The sequence below is a fragment of the Roseateles sp. genome (assembly GCF_039929605.1).
In the GTDB taxonomy this organism is placed as follows: domain Bacteria; phylum Pseudomonadota; class Gammaproteobacteria; order Burkholderiales; family Burkholderiaceae_C; genus Pelomonas.
Genome location: NZ_JBDSQX010000206.1, coordinates 18950 through 37144 on the forward strand (window position 1 = coordinate 18950; position 18195 = coordinate 37144).

Consider the following 18195-nt stretch of genomic DNA (forward strand, 5'->3'; position numbering starts at 1 on the left):
TGCATTCTAGATCGCGGGAAGAACGTATCCGCCTCGTTGAAAACACGCAGTTTGCCCGGGGTTTGTAAGGATTCTTCACACCTGTTCTGGCCAAAAAAAACGCCCGGTGGCAAAAGCCGTCGGGCACGCGTTTCATCGCCACGAACTGGGTGTAGCGGAACCACACCTCCGACCAAACCTGGCCATGGAAGCATCTTAGCCCTGCGTTTCCGGCGCTTTCCTTGGGGCTAACCCGGGCAAGTGCAACAGCTTGATTACACCGAATTGAAGTAGGGGAAAAGGAACTAATGCCGCGCCGCCGAGTTTTCGTGAACAGTCGCTCCCATTTGAAAGCCCGCGAATCGAGCGCCTGGGACGCGGCCATCAGGCGGCAATCAGCCACCCTGTGATCGCGTTGCGCTCGCCCTGCGCGAACGGTGGAACGTAGGAAACGAAATGCGTCTGTGGTACCGCAAACAAGGACAGCGAATTGAAGTGCGGAAAGAAGCTGTCACTGACGCTGCCATCGCGCTCGCTGAAGTTCAGCAGGCCACCCCAATCGGGACGCCAATGCCGCGTGAGGTTGATGACGTAGGCAACGCGTCGGTCCTCGGCATCCACATGGTCGTCATGCGCGAGAAGAAAGCTGCCTGGTGCGTACATGGTGGCTTGGGCATACACACGGTTGACTTCTGCCACGCCGGTGATGGTTCGCATCACGGACAGGAAGGCGTCGTCCGCCATCCAGCGGATGAACCGGGCGAGCAGACCGGCATCACCGCGCTGCATCGCGTCCGCCAGGGACTCGGTAAAAAAGGAAAACTGAAATTCGTGTCGAGCGACCTCGTGAATGCCATCGATCAAATGGCTTCGCTCGCTGCCGCCGAGACCACGCAGCTGCTCGCCGGTGAGCCGGCGGTCGCCATCTCTGTCTCGATAGGACAGGCTCCAGTCGACGGCCTCGACCGCACGCGCAAGCGCGTCCGCGACGTCGGGCGTGAAGAAGTCGCGGATCAGCAGACGCCGATCGCGGCCGAATCGCGCGCTCAAGGCACCTAAGTCAAGCGTCGGATTGATGTAGTCCATGTCGAATGCCAATTGAAAGCAGGCCCGAAGGCCTGCTGGGTCATGCCTCGTCTATCAACGACGATCAGAACTTGTAGTTGGCGCGCAAGTAGAAGCTGCGACCCTTGACGTCGGCGTAGGTCGGGTCGAAGCCAACCTGGAAGTAATCTTCCTGCACGGTAGACGGCGGCTTCTTGTCGAGCAGATTCAGCACGCCGACCGTGAAGGCCATGTTCTTGATCCCCTTGTACTGCGCCTGCAAGTTCCAGAGGTCGTAGTGCGGAACACGCTTGACCTTGTCATAGTCTTCGTAACTGCTCTGACGGAAATAGGTCAGCGCGGCTGAGAATCCGACGCCGTCCCAGTCGAGGGCGTAGTTCTGCTTGAAGCGGGAGATCGGGCCGCCCACACGGTACTTGCCCAGCGTGTCTTCAACCACCCCCGTCACGACGTTGGTCTCACTGCTCTTGGTCACGACGGTACCGTCCCAGCTCGGTGTGAACGTACCAAGGTCGGTGCGCAGACGATATTTGGCGCTCAGATCGAAACCAGAGACCTTCAACGAGCCGACATTCTCCAGCGACGCCTTGACGTAGTTGAGGTAACCCGACTCGGCCAGGATCAAGCGGTTTGCATAGACGGAAGTACTGGCGCGGGGGCCGGTCTGCTTCTCGAACCAGTCCTTCAGGATGTCGTCGCCCGTGACGGCCTTGATGCCGTCGGTGACCTTGATGTTGAAGTAGTCGATGCCGAGCGACAAATCCTGCACGGGCTCGAACACGAACCCCAACGTCGCTGTCTTGGACTTCTCCGGCTTGAGCTTGGCGTTGCTGTTGTTCTGAACCGTGAGCTGCGTGTCGCAGAAGTTCGGATTGGGCGAGAGCTCACAGCCAGTCTTGTCGTTGGCAGCGCGCAGGGTGTTGTAGTAAGGGTCGGTGAAGTTGCCGCCGGTGTTGGTCAGGGCTGCTGGAGAGAACAGGTCGTTCAGCCCTGGCGCGCGGAAGCCCTTGCCGACGGAGCCACGCACCAGCACCATCTTGCTGGGTGTCCACTTGAAGCTGAGCTTGGGGCTGGTGGACGAGAGGTTGTCCGTACTCAGCGCACCATCGCGCGACTCGCCCCGGGTGCCGGAGTACCTGTCGGTGCGCAATGCTGCGTTGACTTCCAACTCCTTGAGCACCGGCAGGTTCAATTCAGCATACAGGCCGCGGGTTTCGCGCTGTGCCTGAACTTTGCCGGCAGTGCCAGAGCCACCGACGATGTCGCCCGAGCCGGCAATATCGGAGTAGCCGTCCAGGTATTTATCCTTGCGCAGGTCGATGCCCACCGCCAACGCCGCACTGCCACCCTGCATCGCGAATAGCTCGCGCGACACAGACAGGTCGAAGCTGTCTGTCGTGGTCTGCGACTTTCGGTTGTTGCCTGACAGTTGTGCCTCGAGCAGCAGTGCCTTGCCAGCCGCGTCGTTCGGGCCAAACGGATTGACGTTGCCGGTCTTGAGCACGCGCACCAACTGCGTGTCGGAAAAATTGCCCGTCAGGAAGTCTTCCGATGCCTTGCCCTTCGTGGAGGCCAGACCGAGCTTGTAGTCCCAACCAAACAAGCTGCCTTCGGCGCCCACCAATGCACGGGTCAGCTCGTTGGTGACCTTGGTCAGGCGCTGTCCGCCATCAACGATGCGCCAGGCAATGATCAGGTCGCCGTTGTAACCGGGAGCCACGGCGTTGACTGCTGCAGTCGGGTAGTACTTGCCGCCACCGGGGTACAGATAGTCCGGACGGCCGCTCGTGCTCGATGGTGTCTGGGAGGAACCCAGCGTGATCTCATTTCGCGAATACGCAAACTCAGCAAACAACTGGTGGTCTGGGCTGATCTGCGCCGTGGCGCGCGCCAGGGCACCCAGTCGTTCCGACTTGGGCACGATGTCGATTTTGGCGCTGTAGTCGTAGCGGCAATTCGAGCCGCCCTTGAAGCTGTCGGGCGGCGCGCAGGTCGGGAAGCCAGCAGCACCGGCCACGAAATCGCCATCGTCATTGTTCAGGTAAGCATTGGCAGGGAATGTGTTGCCGGAGGACTTGACGACGCCGATGTCAGGGCGGTTGCCGGTCTTGGAGAAGTCGCGATCCTCAGCGCGGATGACGTCGAACTTCTGGTAGCTGAAAGTGCCCAGCAGATTGAACTTGTCGCTGGCGAGGTCGCCGAAGCCCACACCACCCTGCACGCCAGCGACCTTGCCGCGCTTTTCCTGCGGTGACTCGTACGAAAGCGTGAAGTCACCGCCGCGGAAATCCTTGCGCGTGATGAAGTTGATGACGCCGCCGATGGCGTCGGAACCGTAGGTGGCGGAGGCGCCGTCTCGCAACACCTCGATACGCTCGATCGCAGCGAGCGGGATGGCATTCAGGTCGACGCCTGCACCCGAGAACGGGTAGGGCGTGAGCCGCCGGCCGTTGAGCAGCACCAGCGTGCGCTCGCGGCCAAGCCCGCGCAACGAAGCCCCGCTCTGGCCTGTCGCGGCGGAGTCGCCGATCGATTGCCCGAGCGCCAAGCCATTGCCGTTGTTGACGCTCAATCGATCCACCAGCTCCTGCACGTTCGCAGCCCCGGACTTGTCAATCGTCGCGCGCGACACGATCGTCACCGGCACGGAGGTTTCAGCATCAATGCGCTTGATGCTGGACCCGGTGATCGAGATGCGCTCGAGCTTCTGCGCTTCTTGAGCGAGAGCCGAGCCGGCGGTCAGAACCAGGATGGCACTGCTGATGAGGGTGACTTTGAACATTGAGGCTCCTTATAGAGGCAGGGAACCGCCCGATAACGTGGCGGTACTGACCCGGGTGGGGTCACTCCTTGACCTGAGCGGTAGGCTCAGATTTGAGGGGGTGACGGAGTTTGTGCGGGTGCAACATGCGCTCCGCCCCGTAGATGTCCCTAGGGCGCCAGCGTTGTTTCGTAAACCTTTGATTTACTTAGGTTTTCGAGCGTTGCCATCCCTAGAGAGATAGCTCTAGGCGTTGCGGCTGCGCGACGCGTTCAGGCAGGTTTGAGGACGAGCCGTGGCACTGCGGCGAGCAGGCTCTGCGTGTAGCCCTCGCGCGGCTGACCGAGCACGCTGGCGCAGGCACCCTGCTCGACGATGCGGCCGCGCTGCATGACGGCAATATCGTCGGCGATGTACTCGACGACGCCGATGTTGTGCGTGATGAAAAGGTAGGCCAGGCCCTGCTCGCGTTGCAGTTCGCGCAACAGGTTGAGGATCTGGGCCTGCACCGACACGTCCAGCGCGGACGTCGGCTCGTCGCAGACGATGAGGCGCGGCTCCACGGCCAGGGCGCGGGCGATGGCGATGCGCTGGCGTTGGCCACCCGAGAACTCGTGCGGCCAGCGTTTCAGAGCGTCGCGGCGCAGACCGACTTGGTCGACGAGGGCGTGCAGGCGGTCCTGGCGAGCTGCGGCGTCAAGGTCCGGGCGCAGCGCGATCAGGCCTTCTTCCAGCACGTCGGCCACGCGCATGCGCGGGTTCAGCGAGGCGAAGGGGTCCTGAAAAATGATCTGGATGCTGCGCCGCGCCTTCACGAGGGCGGCGCCGCTGAGGTGGAACAGATCCTGGCCGTCGAACAGCGCCTGGCCGCTGATCTCGGCTTGGCGGCGCAGCAGCTGCACGACGGCCTTGCCGGAGGTCGTCTTGCCGCAGCCGGACTCACCCACCAGCGCCAGCGTACGGCCGGCGTGGTGCTGGTAGCTGACACCATCGACTGCGTCGAAGTGTCGCGGGCCGCGCGCGAACAGCGGCGCCTTCAGCAGGAAGCGCACGCGCAGGTCGCGCACATCGAGCAGCGGCTCGCCCGACTCGGCCGGCGCGGCCGGCAGTTGCCGGGGCACGGCCACTTCGCACGGCAGCGCCTCGCCCGGTTGGCTGTAGAGCAGGCAACGCACCTGGTGCTGCGGGCCTGCTTCCGTCAACACCGGCGGCGTCGCTGCGCAGTGGCGCATGGCCTTGTCGCAGCGCGGCTCGAAACGGCAGCCGGCGAACGCCAGCCACAGCGGCGGCACGGTGCCGGCGATGGCAGCCAGGGGCTCGCCGCGCCGGGCGGCGTCGGGCAGCGCCTGCAGCAGCAAGCGGGCGTAGGGGTGCTTGGGATGGGCGAAGAACTCGGCGGCCGGCGCGACTTCGATGATCTGGCCGGCATACATCAGCGCCACGCGATGGGCCATGCCGCTGACCACCGCCAAGTCGTGCGTGATGAGCAGCACGCCGAGCTGGCGCTCGCGCTGCAGGTCGCGGATGAGGTCGAGGATCTGCGCCTGAATAGTCACGTCCAGCGCCGTTGTCGGCTCGTCGGCGATCAGGTAGTCGGGCTCGGCAGCGAGCGCCATGGCGATCATCACACGCTGCTTCTGGCCGCCGGACAGGCGAAAAGGGTAGTCGTCGATGCGCCGTTCAGGCTCGGGGATGCCAACGCGCGCCAGCCAGTCGATGGCCTTGGCGCGGGCGGCCGAGCCGCGCAATGGCGTGTGCGCTTGAATAGCCTCGACGATCTGGTCGCCCACGCGCATAACCGGGTTCAGGCTGGTCGATGGCTCCTGGAAGATCATGGCCATGCGCCCGCCGCGCACGTCGCGCATGCGGCTCTCGGGCAGGGCCAGCAGGTTCTGGCCGTCCAGGCGCACGGCGCCGCTGGCCACACGGCCGGCCTCGGGCAGCAGCCGCATCAGCGCCAGCGCCGTCATGCTCTTGCCGCAGCCGCTCTCGCCAACGAGTGCGAAGGTCTCGCCGCGTGCCAGCGCGAGGTGCATGCCGTCGATGGCACGCACCAGGCCGGCATCGGCGTCCAGCTGCACGCGCAGGTCGTCGATCTCAAGCATCGACGGCACCCCGGCGCTGGAAGACGCGCGGCCGGGCCGAGCGCGCCTTGGGGTCGAAGGCATCGCGCACGCCGTCGGCAAACAGGTTTGCGGCCAGCACCAGGCCGACCATGAAGCCGAAGGCCGCCGCGAAGCTCCACCAGACGATGGGGTCGCGCGACATCTCGGCGCGGGCCAGGTTGATCATGCTGCCGAAGCTGCTCGTCGTCGGGTCCACGCCGACGCCGACGTAGGTCAGCACGGCTTCGTAGAGGATCAGCTCGGAGAAGCTCAGCACGACGGTGATCAGCACCAGGTGCATCACGTTGGGCAGGATGTGGCGCGCCATGATGCGCAGGTCGCTCACGCCGAAGGCCGCCGCCGCCTGCACGTAGTCCAGCTCTCTCACCTTGAGCGTCTCGGCACGCACCAGGCGGCACAGGCCGGCCCAGCCGGTCAGGCCGAGGATGAGGCAGAGCATCAGCATCTTCAGGTCCGACCGTTCGGCGGCGGTCTCGAAGAGCTCGGGGTTCTTGTCGAAGTAGACCTGCACCATCAGCACACAGGCCGCGATCAGCAGCACGTTGGGCACGGAGCTGAGCGTTGTGTAGAGGTACTGGATGGCTTCGTCCACCCAGCCCTTGTAGTAGCCGGCCAGCACGCCCAGGAACAACGCCAGCGGCAACGTGGCCAGCGTGGACAGCGCGCCGATGACGAAGGCCGTGCGCACACTCTTGAGTGCCTGCACGAAGACGTCGTTGCCGGTACGGTCCGTGCCAAACACGTGGTAATGCGGCATCAAGGCGAGGACGGGACCGGCGAGCAGCAGCGTGATCGTCAGCGTGATGAGGATGGCGCGCAGCGGGTAGAAAGTGCGGTCGCCGGCGAGGTCGGCCAACGCGTGGCGCCAGCCGTGGTGATGGCGGGCCAACGCGGCGGCCGTCAGCGCGACCAGCAGCGCGGCGATAGCGGCGCCGCCGGCCAGGCCCAGCGCGGCGCGGCGGGCCGCGTCACCGGCCCATTGCGTGGCCGGGTCGCGCAGATGCGCGCCGCCGAATTTCAGCCGTGGGTAATCGCGCCTGGCCTGGCCTTGCGCATCGACGACGCTCTCCTTGTTGAAGCCATGCGTGCCCAGCGGCACGGAGTAGCTCACCTCGCGCATGGCGGTCTGGCGCGCCAGCAGCAGGTCCAGCGTGGACAGCGTGCGCGTGTCGTAGACGGTGCTGCCGTCGGTCGTTGCCAGCGCCGGCCGCAGGTGGATGCTGTCGACCATCGTGACGAGCAGGAAGAGCGCCATGACGACACCGGCGCTCGCGGCCACCGGGTCGCGCAGCACGCGGCGCCAGGTGTTGCGCAGCGTGGCCTGCGAGCGCACACGCAAGGCGTAGCCGGCAACGGCCGCCACCATCAGCCACAAGGCCAGGTCGGTCCAGAGCAGCACGAACTTCATTGCAACCTCACCCGCGGATCGACCCACGTGTAGGCGATGTCGATCAGCGCATTGCTGGCGATGTAGAGCAGCGCGCCAAGAAAGACCATGGTGCGCACGATGGCGAAGTCCTGCCCCGTGATGGCCTCGATGACGAAGGCGCCCAGGCCCGGGATGCCGAAGAAGCTCTCGAAGACGAGGCTGCCGAGGAAGACATAAGGCAGGTAGCTGCCGGCGCTGGTGATGATGGGGATGAGGGCGTTGCGCAGCACGTGGCGGCTCAGCACGCGGCCTTCGCTCAGGCCCTTGGCGCGCGCGGTGCGCACGTAGTCCCTGCCCATCTCTTCCAGGAACATCGCGCGGTACAGCCGCGCCTCGCCGCCCAGGCGCGACAGCAGCGATAACAGTATCGGCAGCGCCAGAAAGCGCACCGCATCCAGCCCCGGCGCGAAACCGCTCATGGGCACCAGCTTGAGCAGGCGGGCGAACAGGAACTGCCCCACGATGATGTAGAACAGGCTGCTGATGGACAGCATCAGCACGCAGAGCACGACGCCCCAGAAGTCGATGCGCGTATGCCGGAAGAACACCAGCAGCAGCGAGAACGCGATGCTGGCGATCACCTGCAGGATGAAGAGCGGCAGCGCCAGCCGCAGGCTGACGCCCATGCGCACCTTGACCTCGTGGCCGATGTTGACGGCCTGGCGCGCATCGCTCTTGCCGAAGTCCAGCGCGAACAGGCTCACCGACCGCTCCCACAGGATGGTGTGCGTGAGTTGCTCTGCCCCGCTGCGGCTGGCGTCGAAGTACAGCGGCTTGTCGTAGCCGCGCTCGGTCTTCCAGGTCTCGATCTGGGCCTGCGTGATGCGCTTGCCGCCGATGTTCAGCCGCGCCATATCGTCGGGCGTGTTGACCGAGAAGAACAGGAAGAAGGTGAAGAGGTTGACGCCCACGAGGATGGCCAGGCCGTAGCCCAGGCGGCGCAGCACGAAGCGCAGCATCAGGCGGCCTCGGCTCTGACGGCCGTGGCCGTCTCGCGCCGGCGCCAGGCGCGGCGCGTGGCGATGAAGATGGCCAGCCCACCAGCCGCCAGCACCAGCAGCGGCCACCAGACCGGCCGATTCCATTCGGCGAGCTTGCTGGCGCGCTCATTCACGTCCACACGCAGATACCGCGCCCGGTCGCGCACGACGACGCCGGGCTTGCCGTTGTGCACCCAGTGCTGGAAGGCCAGGCCGGAATAGCTCCAAAAGCCCCAGGCCCAGGGCGCGTCCTGGCGCGCGATGTCGTTCATCTGCGCCATGACCTGAGCCTTCTGCGGGCCGTCCTCCAGCGACTGCAGCTTGCGGAACAGCCGGTCGAACTCGGGGTTGACGTAGTTGGACACGTTCTCGCCCTCGTGCAGGCTCTTGGCATTTGGGCCATAGAGCAGGAAGAGGAAGTTCTCGGCGTCGGGGTAGTCCGCAAACCAGCCCCACCAGAAGATCTGGTGCTTGCCTTGGCGGATCTTTTCCTGGAACTGGTTGAAGTCGGTCGCGCGGATGTCGAGCTGGATGCCCAGCTTGGCGAACTGCCGCACCAGCCAGTCGTTCTCGGCCTTCAGTTCGGGCGTCACGACGCGCTGGAAGTCGTAGTTCAGCACCAGCGGCTTGCCCGTCCTGGCGTCGCGGCCGTCGGGGTAGCCGGCCTCGGCCATCAGCTTGAAGGCATCCGACAGCGGCCGGCGCACGGCCTTGCCGTTGACGAGGTTGTGCGTGACCGGGTTGTACTCACCGGGCTGGCCTTCCTTCGAACCGAACACACCCGGCGGGATAGGCCCATGGGCCGCGTCTCCACCCTTGGCGCGGAAGATGCCGCCGTAGCCTTCCTCCCAGTCGATGGCGATCGAGATGGCCTGGCGCAGCGCGCGGTTGCGCCGCTGCTGCTCGGGTGTGTCGCCCTTGCCGACAACCGGGTCCAGCCAGTTGAAGCCCAGGTACCAGTTGGTAATGTCCACGTCCGTCGGCAGCTGGAAGCCGCGCTGCTGGAAGAAGGCCTTCACTTCGTCCGAGTCGTCGCGGTCCACGGCCAGGTTCACGCCCCAGTCGGAGCGGTCCATCTCGGGCAGGTCGAGATAGCCCTGCTTGAACATTTCCTTGATCGGCACCTGCTCCTTGACGTTGATGGCCACGACCTTGTCGACGAAGGGCATACGCTTGCCGCAATCGGCCAGCCGCCCGGCCTCGGCGTCGCCTGCGCTGCCTTCGCAGGGGTAGGTGTCGGGCCGGTAGTTGGGATTGCGGCTCATCACGTGCCGGCGGTCCTGCACGTACTCCGTCATCATGAAGGGGCCGCTGCCGACCGGCCACTGGTTCCAACTCATCGAGTTGGCCGCCATGCCGGGCTGGGCGTAGAAGGCGTCCACCTCCCACGGGATGGCCGCCGTGAAGTTGGTGGCCATCCAGTACCGCCATTGCGGATAGCGGCCCTTGAGGCGGATGCGCAGCAGGTGGTCGTTCACGGCGACGACACCGGCCAGCGGCCAGCGGCGCAGGTCCAGGAAGGGCTTGTCCGCCAGGTTCTCGGGCAGGCCGGCGAGCTGGGCGTCGTTCTCGCGCCTGACCGTCGCCATGTAGTCCTTCAGCCCGATGACGTGCTCGGAGAACACCGCTGCCACTGGCGCATCCAGGCGCGGGCTGGCATGCCGCTTGAGCGCGTAGACGAAGTCCTCTGCCACCACCTCGCGCGTGGCCAGCTGCTTGAAGTCGAAAGGGCTGCGCTTGCCAGCCAGCTCGCCGGGCTTGAGGTGGTGGTAGAGATAGTTGCCTTGTGCGTCCCTGGCGAAGGCCGGATGGGGCGACCACTTCAGGCCCGGGCGGATGGGCACGTCATAGACGGCTTCGGCGACCTGCTCGTCGGGCGCATCGTCGGGCAGTCGCCGTCCTTGCGCATCGAGGTAGTAAGGCTTGGCCAGCGCCTCGGCAGCGCGCGGGATCAGCGAATACGGCCGCTTGAGCGGGTGGTAGCCGTAGGGCGGCTCGCTGATCTCGTAGACATAGGTGCTCTCGGGCGCCGTGTAAGACGAGGTCGGGTCAAGGTAGCGCGGCGAGCGCTCCGAGAAGGCCATGAAGAGCGTGTTCTCGCGCTCGGCACCGAGCGGGTGGGGGCTGTTGTTGCAGGCGGCGAGCAGCACGAGCGCGAATGCGCCCATGCAGCGTTTGAACCAGCCGCCGAACCCCAGCACGACAAGTCAGTGTGTGTGCGCGCAATCAGGGGCGCAATCGTCATCGTGCCCATGCGCGCCATGCGCGAGGCGCGGGTCCGACTGCCAGCCCACGATCGCCTCGCGGCCCTGCACGTAGAGCTCCACCGTGCCACCCACCGGCAGGCAGACCTTGGTGCGCACATGGCCGAACGGCAGCCCGGTCAGCACCGGCGTCTTGGTGCGACTGCGCAGCGCGGCGATGGCGTCCTTGAGGCCATAGCCCCGGTCGTTCGGCGTCTTGGCCGCGCCGCTGAAGTCGCCCAACAACACGGCCGCCTGCGCGTCGATGACGCCCGCCTGCTGCAACTGCAGCAACTGGCGCTCGACGCGGTAGGGATGCTCGTTGACGTCTTCCAGGAACAGGATGCCGCCCTTGATCTTGGGCCAGTGCGGCGTGCCGAGCAGCGAGCACAGCACCGTCAGGTTGCCGCCCCACAGCCGGCCGCGCGCCTGCAGGCCGTCGAAGCTGCCGCTCGGCTCCCGAAAGCCCACCGCTTCCAGCGCGCCGCTCATGGCTTCGAGGAAGCAGTCGCGCGTGACCTCGTCCACGCCGCCTTCCGCCTCGCTGCGGCCAAAGTCGTCACAGCCCAGCGGGCCGGCCCACATCGCCAGCCCCTTATGACGGGCAATGAAGCCGTTCTGCAGCGCCGTGAGGTCGCTGTAGCCTACCCACCGCGTGCCGCGCTCGACGCTCTTGGCGATGCGGGCCCAGTCGATCTGGTCCAGCAGCCGCGTGAGGCCGTAGCCGCCGCGCGTGGCCAGCGCGATGGACGGTGCGGCATCGGCGATGCGATGCAGGGCCGCCAGCCGCGTCGCGTCGTCGCCGCCAAAGCGCTGGTGCCGGGCCAACGCATCGGCGTCGATGGCGACCTCGAAGCCGAGCTGGGTCAGCCGCTTGGCCGCGCGCTTGAGCGGCTCCGCCTTGGGCAGCGCGCCAGCGGGGGTGAACAGGGTCAGTGAGGTCATCAGGATTCGTCCAGGTGGGTAGCTTCGCCGGTAGGGATCAGGCCCTGGCGCTCGGCGCGGCGGGCGCGGGCGGCCTCGCGGCGCTCGGCAAAAAACTCACGCAGCAGCTTGGCGGAGGCCTCGGCCATCAGCCCGCTCTCGATGCGCGTGTGATGGTTGAGCTGGGGCTGGGCGAACAGATCGATGACCGAGCCCGCCACGCCGGTCTTGGGGTCCGGCGCCGCGAACACGACGCGCTTGAAGCGCGCGTGCATCAGCGCCATCGCGCACATCGCGCAGGGCTCCAGCGTCACGTAGAGCTCGCACTCGGGCAGGCGGTAGTTCTCCAGCAGCGCGGCGGCGTGGCGCAGGGCGACGATCTCGGCATGCGCCGTCGGGTCGTGCGTCGTGATGGGCCGGTTGTAGCCGGTCGCAACGACCTGGCCGCCGCGCGTAATGACGGCCCCGACAGGCACCTCGCCCACCAGCCAGGCGTTCTGCGCCTGATCGAGCGCGAGCCGCATGGCGTACTCGTCGGCGGGCGTGAAGAGGGGCTCGGTCATCTGGGGCGGCAGTTTAGGCGACCATGGCATGCTGCTGAAGTGAAAACCAAACACAGCCACAGAGGCACAGAGACACAGAGGAGGCGGGATGAAGGCCCCTCTGTGCCTCCGTGCCTCTGTGGCTGTGTTCTCTTGCCGCACGTCCTCTCCCGTTTCATGCGGCACAGCTGCCGCGAATGCGGAATGGAAATCTGAGATGGATGAGTTGTCTGTCCATCCCCTCGGCGAAACGGCACTGTGCTGCGCGCTGCCGGCGCCGGTGTCGCTGGCGCAGCAGGAACGCATCTGGCAGCTCGCGGCAGGCCTCGCAGACGTGAACGGCGTGCAGGAATTGATCCCCGGCATGAACAACCTGACCCTCGTGTTCGACCCGCTGCGCACCGACCCCGCCGAGCTGGAAGCCGCCGCGCTCGCGCTGTGGGCCAAGCCGCCGCGCCGCCAGCAGCTTGGCCGACTGGTCGAAATCCCGGTCACCTACGACGGCCCCGACCTCGGCGACGTCGCCACCCACTGCGGGCTGAGCGCAGACGAGGTCGTGCGCCGCCACACGCAAGGCCAGTACGTCGTCTATTTCATCGGCTTCCAGCCCGGTTTCGCCTATCTCGGCGGCTTGGACGAAGCCCTGCACACGCCGCGCCGCAGCGAGCCGCGCGTGGCCGTGCCGGCCGGCAGCGTGGGCATCGGTGGCGCGCAGACCGGCATCTACCCGCTGGCCACGCCGGGCGGCTGGCAGCTCATCGGGCGCACGTCGCTGGCGCTGTTCGACCCGACCGCCGAGCCGCCGTCGTTGCTGGCACCGGGCGACCGCGTGCGCTTCGTGCCGACATGATCGAGATCATTCGCGCCGGCCCGCTGGCCACCGTGCAGGACCTCGGCCGCCCCGGCTGGCGCGACCGGGGCCTGAGCCTGTGCGGCGCGCTGGACGAGTTCGCGCTGCAGGCCGGCAACCTGCTCGTCGGCAACCCGCCCGGCACAGCGGCGCTCGAGTTCACGCTCGGCGCGGCCACGCTGTGTTTTCACACCGACACCTGCATCGCCGTCACCGGCACGGACACCGACGCCAGCCTCGATGGCCAGCCGCTGCGCGCTTGGTGGCGGCAGCGCGTGCGCGCCGGCCAGACGCTCAAGCTCGCCGCGCCGCACGAGCGCATGCGCAGCTACGTCAGCGTGGCGGGCGGTATCGACCTGCCCGAAGTGCTGGGCTCGCGCAGCACCGATCTCAAGGGCGGCTTCGGCGGGCTGGACGGCCGCGCGCTGCGCGATGGCGACCAACTGCCACTGAACGCTCCCCCCGCCCTGCCCGCGCGAACTGTGGGCATGCGCCCACCCGAGTGGACGCCGGCCGTGCGCGTGCTGCCCGGCCCCGAGCACCAGGACTTCACGACGACAGCGCGCGAGGCCTTCTGGGCCGGCGACTGGACCGTCACGCCGCAGAGCAACCGCATGGGCTACCGCCTCGCCGGCCCCGTGCTGCAACGTGAACGCGGCGAGGAACTGGCCTCGCACGGCGTGCTGCCCGGCGTTATCCAGGTGCCGCCCTCGGGCCAGCCCATCGTGTTGCTGGCCGACGCGCAGACGACCGGCGGCTACCCCAAGATCGGCGTCGTCATTCGCGCCGACCTGTGGAAGCTCGGCCAGCTGCGCCTCGGCGCCCGGCTGCGCTTCCTTCCCTGCACGCATGCCGAGGCGCTGGCGGCGCTGCGCGAACAACGATTGCTGCTCGACCAGATGAGGATTGCGCTATGCATGTCGACCTGAACGCCGACCTCGGCGAAGGCGCGCCCGACGACGCCGAGCTGCTCACCCTCGTCAGCTCCGCCAACATCGCCTGCGGCTGGCATGCCGGCGACGCGCGGCTGATGCAGGCCACCGTCACGGCGGCGCTGGCGCGCGGCGTGGCCATCGGCGCCCACCCGAGCTACCCCGACCGCCAGAACTTCGGCCGCAGCGAGATGCAGCTCTCGCCTGCCGACGTGCGCGCCGACCTGATCTACCAGCTCGGTGCGCTGGATGCCCTCGTGCGCGCCCAGGGCGGCCGGTTGCACCACGTCAAGCCCCACGGCGCCCTCTACAACCAGGCCGCGCGTGACCCGGCGCTGGCCGATGCCATCGCGGCCGCCGTACTCGACGTTAACCCGGCGCTCGCCGTCTACGGGCTGGCCGGCAGCGAGCTGCTGCGCGCCGCCGAGCGCGCCGGCCTGCGTGCGGTGGCCGAGATCTTCGCCGACCGCGGCTACCGCGCCGATGGCAGCCTGGTGCCGCGCAGCCAGCCGGGTGCCCACGTGGAAGACGTGGACGAGGCCGTCACGCGCACGCTGCGCATGGTGCGCGACGGCGTCGTGCAAGCCGTGACCGGCGAGACCGTGCCGCTGCAGGCGCAGACGATTTGCCTGCATGGCGACGGCCCGCACGCCCTCGCCTTCGCCCGCGCCATCCACGCGGCGCTCAAGGCCGCCGGGGTGCAGCTGCGCGCATGACCGAGCAGAACGACCTCTTCGGCACTGACGCGCCTAGCAAACGCCCACGCGGCGTACAGCCCGCGCCGCCGCTGGCCGAAGACATCGCGCTGGCCAGCACGCTGTTGCCCCACATCCACCTTGGCACGTCGACCTGGAGCTACCCCGGCTGGCAAGGCCTGGTGTGGGCCGGCAAGCACAGCGAGGCGACGCTGTCCAAGACCGGCCTGCCGGCCTACGCCGCCCACCCACTGCTGCGCGCCGTGGGCATCGATCGCGGCTTCTACCGGCCACTCGCGGCGGCCGAGTTCCAGCGCCATGCCGAGCAGGTGCCGCGCGGCTTTCGCTTTACGGTCAAGGCGCCCAGCTTGGTCTCCGATCCACTGCTGCGCAGCGAGGACGGCCGGGGCCAGCAGCTCAACCCGCTGTTCCTGGACCCGAGCGCCGCGCTGCAGGACTTCATCGAGCCGGCCTACGAAGGCCTGGGCACGAGCATCGGCGCACTGGTCTTTCAGATCAGCCCCCTGCCCGGCCCGCTGCTGGCGCGCATGAACGAGCCCTTCGACCGCCTGCACGCGCTGCTGCTGGCGCTGCCCAAACCACCGGCCGGCGTGCTTGCCGTCGAGGTGCGCGACGCTGCCTGGCTCACGCCCGAACGAATGCCAGACTTCGTTGCCCTGCTGCGCGACACCGGCGCGCGCTACTGCCTGGGCCTGCACCCCAAGCTGCCACCGCTCGCCGAGCAGTTGCCGCTGCTGCGCGCGCTCTGGCCCGGCCCGCTGGTGGCGCGCTGGAACCTGAACCGCCTGCATGGCGCCTACGGCTATGAAGTCGCCGAGAAGCGCTACGGCGAGTTCAATGAGATGTTGGACCCGGACCCCGAGACGCGCGCCGAACTGGCCCGCGTCATCCGCGGCACGGCAAGCGCGGGGCAGGACGTGTTCGTCACCATCTCCAACAAGGCCGAGGGTTCGGCACCGCTGAGCGTGCGGGCGCTCGCCCAGGCCATCGTGGGCGGCTGAACCGGCGTGCTCCTACAGCCGCGTTCCGCCTGCGCCGACCCGCAAACGACGTGCCGCCAAGCACAGTGACGTCACCGCAGCGCAAGCTGCATCGTCACAAGGAGTCACCATGAACTGGGACCGCATTGAAGGCCAATGGAAGCAAGTCACCGGCAAGGCGCAGGAGCAATGGGGCAAGCTGACCGATGACGACCTCGACGTCGTCGCCGGCCGCCGCGACCAGCTCGCCGGCAAGATCCAGGAGCGTTACGGCGTCGCCAAGGACGACGCCGAAAAGCAGATCACCGCCTGGGAGCGCAGCGCCACGGACGACTGGTTCGACAAGCCGCGCACCAAGGTCTGAGGCCCTGGGGCCACGACATCAGCCGCCCTCAACGGGCGGCTTTTTCGTGGGTTGCGCAGCTTCAGCGCTGCGGCTTGATCGGCAGGTTGCCGCCCTCGCCCTCCCAACGGGTCACCTCGTCATGATGACGACGTTGATCGTCACGGACGCGGCGCAAGTGCCGCTTCCTGCTGAGGCCTTGGACCAGCTTGGTGGCCAGGAGCGAGGTGGCCAGGAAGACAATGAAGGGCTTGATGATCATGGCGATATCTCCTTGCAAGGATGGCGCATGGTGGCCTTTGACCTCAGCGAGGCTGGTCGGCCAGCGACGGCATGCGCTGTAGGACTCAGCCCTGCAAGGGCCAACGCCCGATGACGTCATGCCGCGTCAAACCCTGCGGGCTCTTGACGAGCACGAACTCGCCCGCGACCCAGCCGGCCAGATCGATCGCCCAGACGGGCGCGGGGCGCTTGTCGTAGCGCAGCGTCAGATGCGGCTCGTAGTCGTGCACAGGCACGGGCGCCACCAGGCCATGCGCAACGAGGCGTTCGCCTAGCGCGTCGCGCAGGTCGCGCACCGCCTCCAGGCCCTGGCCGCCGGTCAGCACGAAGGGGTGCTTGTTGGCGCGCTCGTCGCCCCAGCTGGTGAAACTATCGAAGCCGAGATCGAAGGCCGGTCGCACGACCTCCGCCGCAGCCCGCTTTGCGCTGTCGACGACGTGCGCATCAGGTTCGCCGGGGAAGTAGCCGAAGTAGTGCAGCGTGATGTGGAAGATGCGGCTGGGCCGCAGCCGGGGCGCCAGGCCCCGCGCCTCGTGCTCCGCCGCAACGACACGCGCGATGCGCTCGGCCGTCTCTTCATCGGGCCGCAGCGCGAAGAAGAGCTTGTGGCCGGTCATGTCAATTTGTCGCGGCGGAAGCCTCGTCGGCAGCGCGTTTGGCCGCGTCGTTGAGGCTGTCCTGCACCTGCTGGCCCACAGCCTGCGGTCGCGGCAAGGCGGTGCTCGCAGCGGACGCACCGGCCGCCGGTGGCTTGAGCGCCGCCGCCTGCTTCTTGACCAGCGACAGCACGATGGCCGCAACGATGACGAGGGCGAGAAGGCTGAAGGCGGCTCGCATGGCAGGCTGGAAGCGTTGAGTTGCCAAAGAGCATAGCCGGCACTGGCAAGCTTGATCCAGCGCAAGGCGCCGCGCTACGCCGCTGCCTAGCATGGTCCCGCCACGAGCCGACGCGCTCCTGGCTTCAACCACAACGGGAGTCCCGCCATGCTGCAGCGCCTGCTACTGCTCGCCGCCATCACTGTTTCCACGCTGGCCCAGGGCGCACCAGGCAATGCGCTGCCGGTCGTCCAGGCCAAGCTGACCAGCCCGCCCTTCGTGCCGCCGCCCACGGGCCGCAAGTCGCCGGCCAAGGTGATCGTCGAGCTGGAAGTCATCGAGAAAGACATGCCCATCTCCGAAGGCGTCAGCTATACCTTCTGGACCTTTGGCGGCACGGTGCCGGGCAGCTTCATCCGCGTGCGCCAGGGCGACACGGTGGAGTTCCACCTGAAGAACCACCCCAGCAGCAAGATGCCCCACAACATCGACCTGCACGGCGTGACAGGCCCGGGCGGCGGCGCGGCGTCCAGCTTCACCGCGCCGGGGCATGAATCGCAGTTCAGCTTCAAGGCGCTGAACGAGGGCATCTACGTCTACCACTGCGCCACGGCGCCTGTGGGCATGCACGTGGCCAACGGCATGTACGGCCTCATCCTCGTCGAGCCGCCCGAAGGCCTGCCCAAGGTGGACCACGAGTTCTACGTCATGCAGGGCGACTTCTACACGACCGGCAAGTACCGCGAGAAGGGCCTGCAGCCCTTCGACATGGAGAAGGCCATCGACGAGCGGCCGACCTATGTGCTGTTCAACGGCGCGGAAGGCGCGCTGACCGGCGAGCGCGCGTTGACGGCCAAGGTCGGTGAAACGGTGCGCATGTTCGTCGGCAACGGCGGGCCCAACCTGGTGTCGAGCTTCCACGTCATCGGCGCCATCTTCGACAATGTGCGCTTCGAGGGCGGCTCGCTGGCGCAGAAGAACGTGCAGACGACGCTGATCCCCGCCGGCGGCGCGGCCATCGTCGACTTCAAGGCCAAGGTGCCGGGCAGCTATGTGCTGGTGGACCATTCCATCTTCCGTGCCTTCAACAAGGGCGCGCTGGCCATCCTGAAGGTCGATGGCCCCGAGGACAAGTCCATCTACTCGGGCAAGGAGGTCGACTCCGTCTACCTGGGTGACCGCGCGGCGCCCAACCTGAACGCCGTGGCCACGGCGACGACGGCCGCG

At 67.2% G+C, this 18195-nt stretch carries 17 protein-coding genes; 6 read left to right on the plus strand and 11 right to left on the minus strand.

What is annotated here, in order from left to right; genetic code table 11:
• Positions 1 to 363 precede the first annotated feature (363 nt).
• From ABIS05_RS27550 to tadA, 8 genes are all read right to left on the minus strand, one after another.
• Positions 364 to 1065: a 2OG-Fe(II) oxygenase family protein gene (locus ABIS05_RS27550; RefSeq protein WP_348014441.1), complete on the minus strand. Its 702-nt coding sequence runs from the start codon at positions 1063 to 1065 to the stop codon at positions 364 to 366.
• Positions 1066 to 1129: 64 nt separating this feature from the next.
• The gene (locus ABIS05_RS27555) at positions 1130 to 3826 is read right to left on the minus strand and encodes a TonB-dependent receptor (protein WP_348063376.1); all 2697 of its coding nucleotides are present in this window, start codon (positions 3824 to 3826) and stop codon (positions 1130 to 1132) included.
• A gap of 251 nt (positions 3827 to 4077) precedes the next feature.
• On the minus strand, positions 4078 to 5910 hold the full coding sequence (locus tag ABIS05_RS27560; protein WP_348014443.1) for a dipeptide ABC transporter ATP-binding protein: 1833 nt from the start codon (positions 5908 to 5910) through the stop codon (positions 4078 to 4080).
• Positions 5903 to 7339 (minus strand): ABC transporter permease, encoded by a 1437-nt coding sequence (locus tag ABIS05_RS27565; RefSeq protein ID WP_348014444.1) that lies wholly within the window; start codon positions 7337 to 7339, stop codon positions 5903 to 5905. The genes ABIS05_RS27560 and ABIS05_RS27565 overlap by 8 nt, the downstream gene beginning before the upstream one ends.
• Positions 7336 to 8319, minus strand: coding sequence for an ABC transporter permease (locus ABIS05_RS27570; protein WP_348014445.1), 984 nt, complete (start codon positions 8317 to 8319; stop codon positions 7336 to 7338). The genes ABIS05_RS27565 and ABIS05_RS27570 overlap by 4 nt, the downstream gene beginning before the upstream one ends.
• Positions 8319 to 10508 carry an ABC transporter substrate-binding protein gene (locus tag ABIS05_RS27575; RefSeq protein WP_348014446.1) on the minus strand — a complete coding sequence of 730 codons (2190 nt, stop codon included), beginning with the start codon at positions 10506 to 10508 and terminating at the stop codon, positions 8319 to 8321. The genes ABIS05_RS27570 and ABIS05_RS27575 overlap by 1 nt, the downstream gene beginning before the upstream one ends.
• Before the next feature lie 39 nt (positions 10509 to 10547).
• Positions 10548 to 11528 (minus strand): LD-carboxypeptidase, encoded by a 981-nt coding sequence (locus tag ABIS05_RS27580; RefSeq protein WP_348014447.1) that lies wholly within the window; start codon positions 11526 to 11528, stop codon positions 10548 to 10550.
• The gene (tadA, locus tag ABIS05_RS27585; RefSeq protein ID WP_348014448.1) at positions 11528 to 12070 is read right to left on the minus strand and encodes a tRNA adenosine(34) deaminase TadA; all 543 of its coding nucleotides are present in this window, start codon (positions 12068 to 12070) and stop codon (positions 11528 to 11530) included. The genes ABIS05_RS27580 and tadA overlap by 1 nt, the downstream gene beginning before the upstream one ends.
• A gap of 196 nt (positions 12071 to 12266) precedes the next feature.
• Between tadA and pxpB the strand changes: the two genes are divergently transcribed.
• The 5 genes from pxpB (at position 12267) to ABIS05_RS27610 (ending at position 15891) form a co-directional block, all read left to right on the plus strand.
• Positions 12267 to 12899 carry a 5-oxoprolinase subunit PxpB gene (gene pxpB, locus ABIS05_RS27590; RefSeq protein WP_348014449.1) on the plus strand — a complete coding sequence of 211 codons (633 nt, stop codon included), beginning with the start codon at positions 12267 to 12269 and terminating at the stop codon, positions 12897 to 12899.
• Complete coding sequence (locus tag ABIS05_RS27595) at positions 12896 to 13828, plus strand: biotin-dependent carboxyltransferase family protein (protein ID WP_348014450.1); 933 nt, start codon at positions 12896 to 12898, stop codon at positions 13826 to 13828. Before pxpB ends, ABIS05_RS27595 begins: the two co-directional genes overlap by 4 nt.
• Positions 13813 to 14547 (plus strand): 5-oxoprolinase subunit PxpA, encoded by a 735-nt coding sequence (gene pxpA, locus ABIS05_RS27600; RefSeq protein ID WP_348014451.1) that lies wholly within the window; start codon positions 13813 to 13815, stop codon positions 14545 to 14547. The genes ABIS05_RS27595 and pxpA overlap by 16 nt, the downstream gene beginning before the upstream one ends.
• Positions 14544 to 15548: a DUF72 domain-containing protein gene (locus tag ABIS05_RS27605; protein ID WP_348014452.1), complete on the plus strand. Its 1005-nt coding sequence runs from the start codon at positions 14544 to 14546 to the stop codon at positions 15546 to 15548. Before pxpA ends, ABIS05_RS27605 begins: the two co-directional genes overlap by 4 nt.
• A 109-nt stretch (positions 15549 to 15657) precedes the next feature.
• Positions 15658 to 15891, plus strand: coding sequence for a CsbD family protein (locus ABIS05_RS27610; RefSeq protein ID WP_348014453.1), 234 nt, complete (start codon positions 15658 to 15660; stop codon positions 15889 to 15891).
• Positions 15892 to 15952: 61 nt separating this feature from the next.
• Here ABIS05_RS27610 and ABIS05_RS27615 read toward each other — a convergent pair whose 3' ends face one another.
• From ABIS05_RS27615 to ABIS05_RS27625, 3 genes are all read right to left on the minus strand, one after another.
• Complete coding sequence (locus ABIS05_RS27615; RefSeq protein WP_348014454.1) at positions 15953 to 16132, minus strand: hypothetical protein; 180 nt, start codon at positions 16130 to 16132, stop codon at positions 15953 to 15955.
• 85 nt (positions 16133 to 16217) lie between these two features.
• Positions 16218 to 16769, minus strand: coding sequence for a 2'-5' RNA ligase family protein (locus ABIS05_RS27620; RefSeq protein WP_348014455.1), 552 nt, complete (start codon positions 16767 to 16769; stop codon positions 16218 to 16220).
• Position 16770: 1 nt separating this feature from the next.
• Positions 16771 to 16989, minus strand: coding sequence for a hypothetical protein (locus tag ABIS05_RS27625; protein ID WP_348014456.1), 219 nt, complete (start codon positions 16987 to 16989; stop codon positions 16771 to 16773).
• Between the two features lie 147 nt (positions 16990 to 17136).
• On the opposite strand from ABIS05_RS27625, the gene nirK reads away from it, so the two are divergent.
• Positions 17137 to 18195, plus strand: a 1059-nt coding sequence (nirK, locus tag ABIS05_RS27630) for a copper-containing nitrite reductase (protein WP_348014457.1), incomplete at its 3' end; no start/stop codon positions are given.

Coding starts and splice junctions, on each gene's coding strand:
- ABIS05_RS27555 (WP_348063376.1), bottom strand. CDS start 3,826: ATGTTCAAAGTCACCCTCATCAGCAGTGCCATCCTGGTTCTGACCGCC.
- tadA (WP_348014448.1), bottom strand. CDS start 12,070: ATGACCGAGCCCCTCTTCACGCCCGCCGACGAGTACGCCATGCGGCTC.
- ABIS05_RS27615 (WP_348014454.1), bottom strand. CDS start 16,132: ATGATCATCAAGCCCTTCATTGTCTTCCTGGCCACCTCGCTCCTGGCC.
- ABIS05_RS27570 (WP_348014445.1), bottom strand. CDS start 8,319: ATGCTGCGCTTCGTGCTGCGCCGCCTGGGCTACGGCCTGGCCATCCTC.
- ABIS05_RS27580 (WP_348014447.1), bottom strand. CDS start 11,528: ATGACCTCACTGACCCTGTTCACCCCCGCTGGCGCGCTGCCCAAGGCG.
- ABIS05_RS27565 (WP_348014444.1), bottom strand. CDS start 7,339: ATGAAGTTCGTGCTGCTCTGGACCGACCTGGCCTTGTGGCTGATGGTG.
- ABIS05_RS27595 (WP_348014450.1), top strand. CDS start 12,896: ATGATCGAGATCATTCGCGCCGGCCCGCTGGCCACCGTGCAGGACCTC.
- ABIS05_RS27625 (WP_348014456.1), bottom strand. CDS start 16,989: ATGCGAGCCGCCTTCAGCCTTCTCGCCCTCGTCATCGTTGCGGCCATC.
- ABIS05_RS27575 (WP_348014446.1), bottom strand. CDS start 10,508: ATGGGCGCATTCGCGCTCGTGCTGCTCGCCGCCTGCAACAACAGCCCC.
- pxpB (WP_348014449.1), top strand. CDS start 12,267: ATGGATGAGTTGTCTGTCCATCCCCTCGGCGAAACGGCACTGTGCTGC.
- ABIS05_RS27560 (WP_348014443.1), bottom strand. CDS start 5,910: ATGCTTGAGATCGACGACCTGCGCGTGCAGCTGGACGCCGATGCCGGC.
- ABIS05_RS27605 (WP_348014452.1), top strand. CDS start 14,544: ATGACCGAGCAGAACGACCTCTTCGGCACTGACGCGCCTAGCAAACGC.
- pxpA (WP_348014451.1), top strand. CDS start 13,813: ATGCATGTCGACCTGAACGCCGACCTCGGCGAAGGCGCGCCCGACGAC.
- ABIS05_RS27610 (WP_348014453.1), top strand. CDS start 15,658: ATGAACTGGGACCGCATTGAAGGCCAATGGAAGCAAGTCACCGGCAAG.
- ABIS05_RS27620 (WP_348014455.1), bottom strand. CDS start 16,769: ATGACCGGCCACAAGCTCTTCTTCGCGCTGCGGCCCGATGAAGAGACG.
- ABIS05_RS27550 (WP_348014441.1), bottom strand. CDS start 1,065: ATGGACTACATCAATCCGACGCTTGACTTAGGTGCCTTGAGCGCGCGA.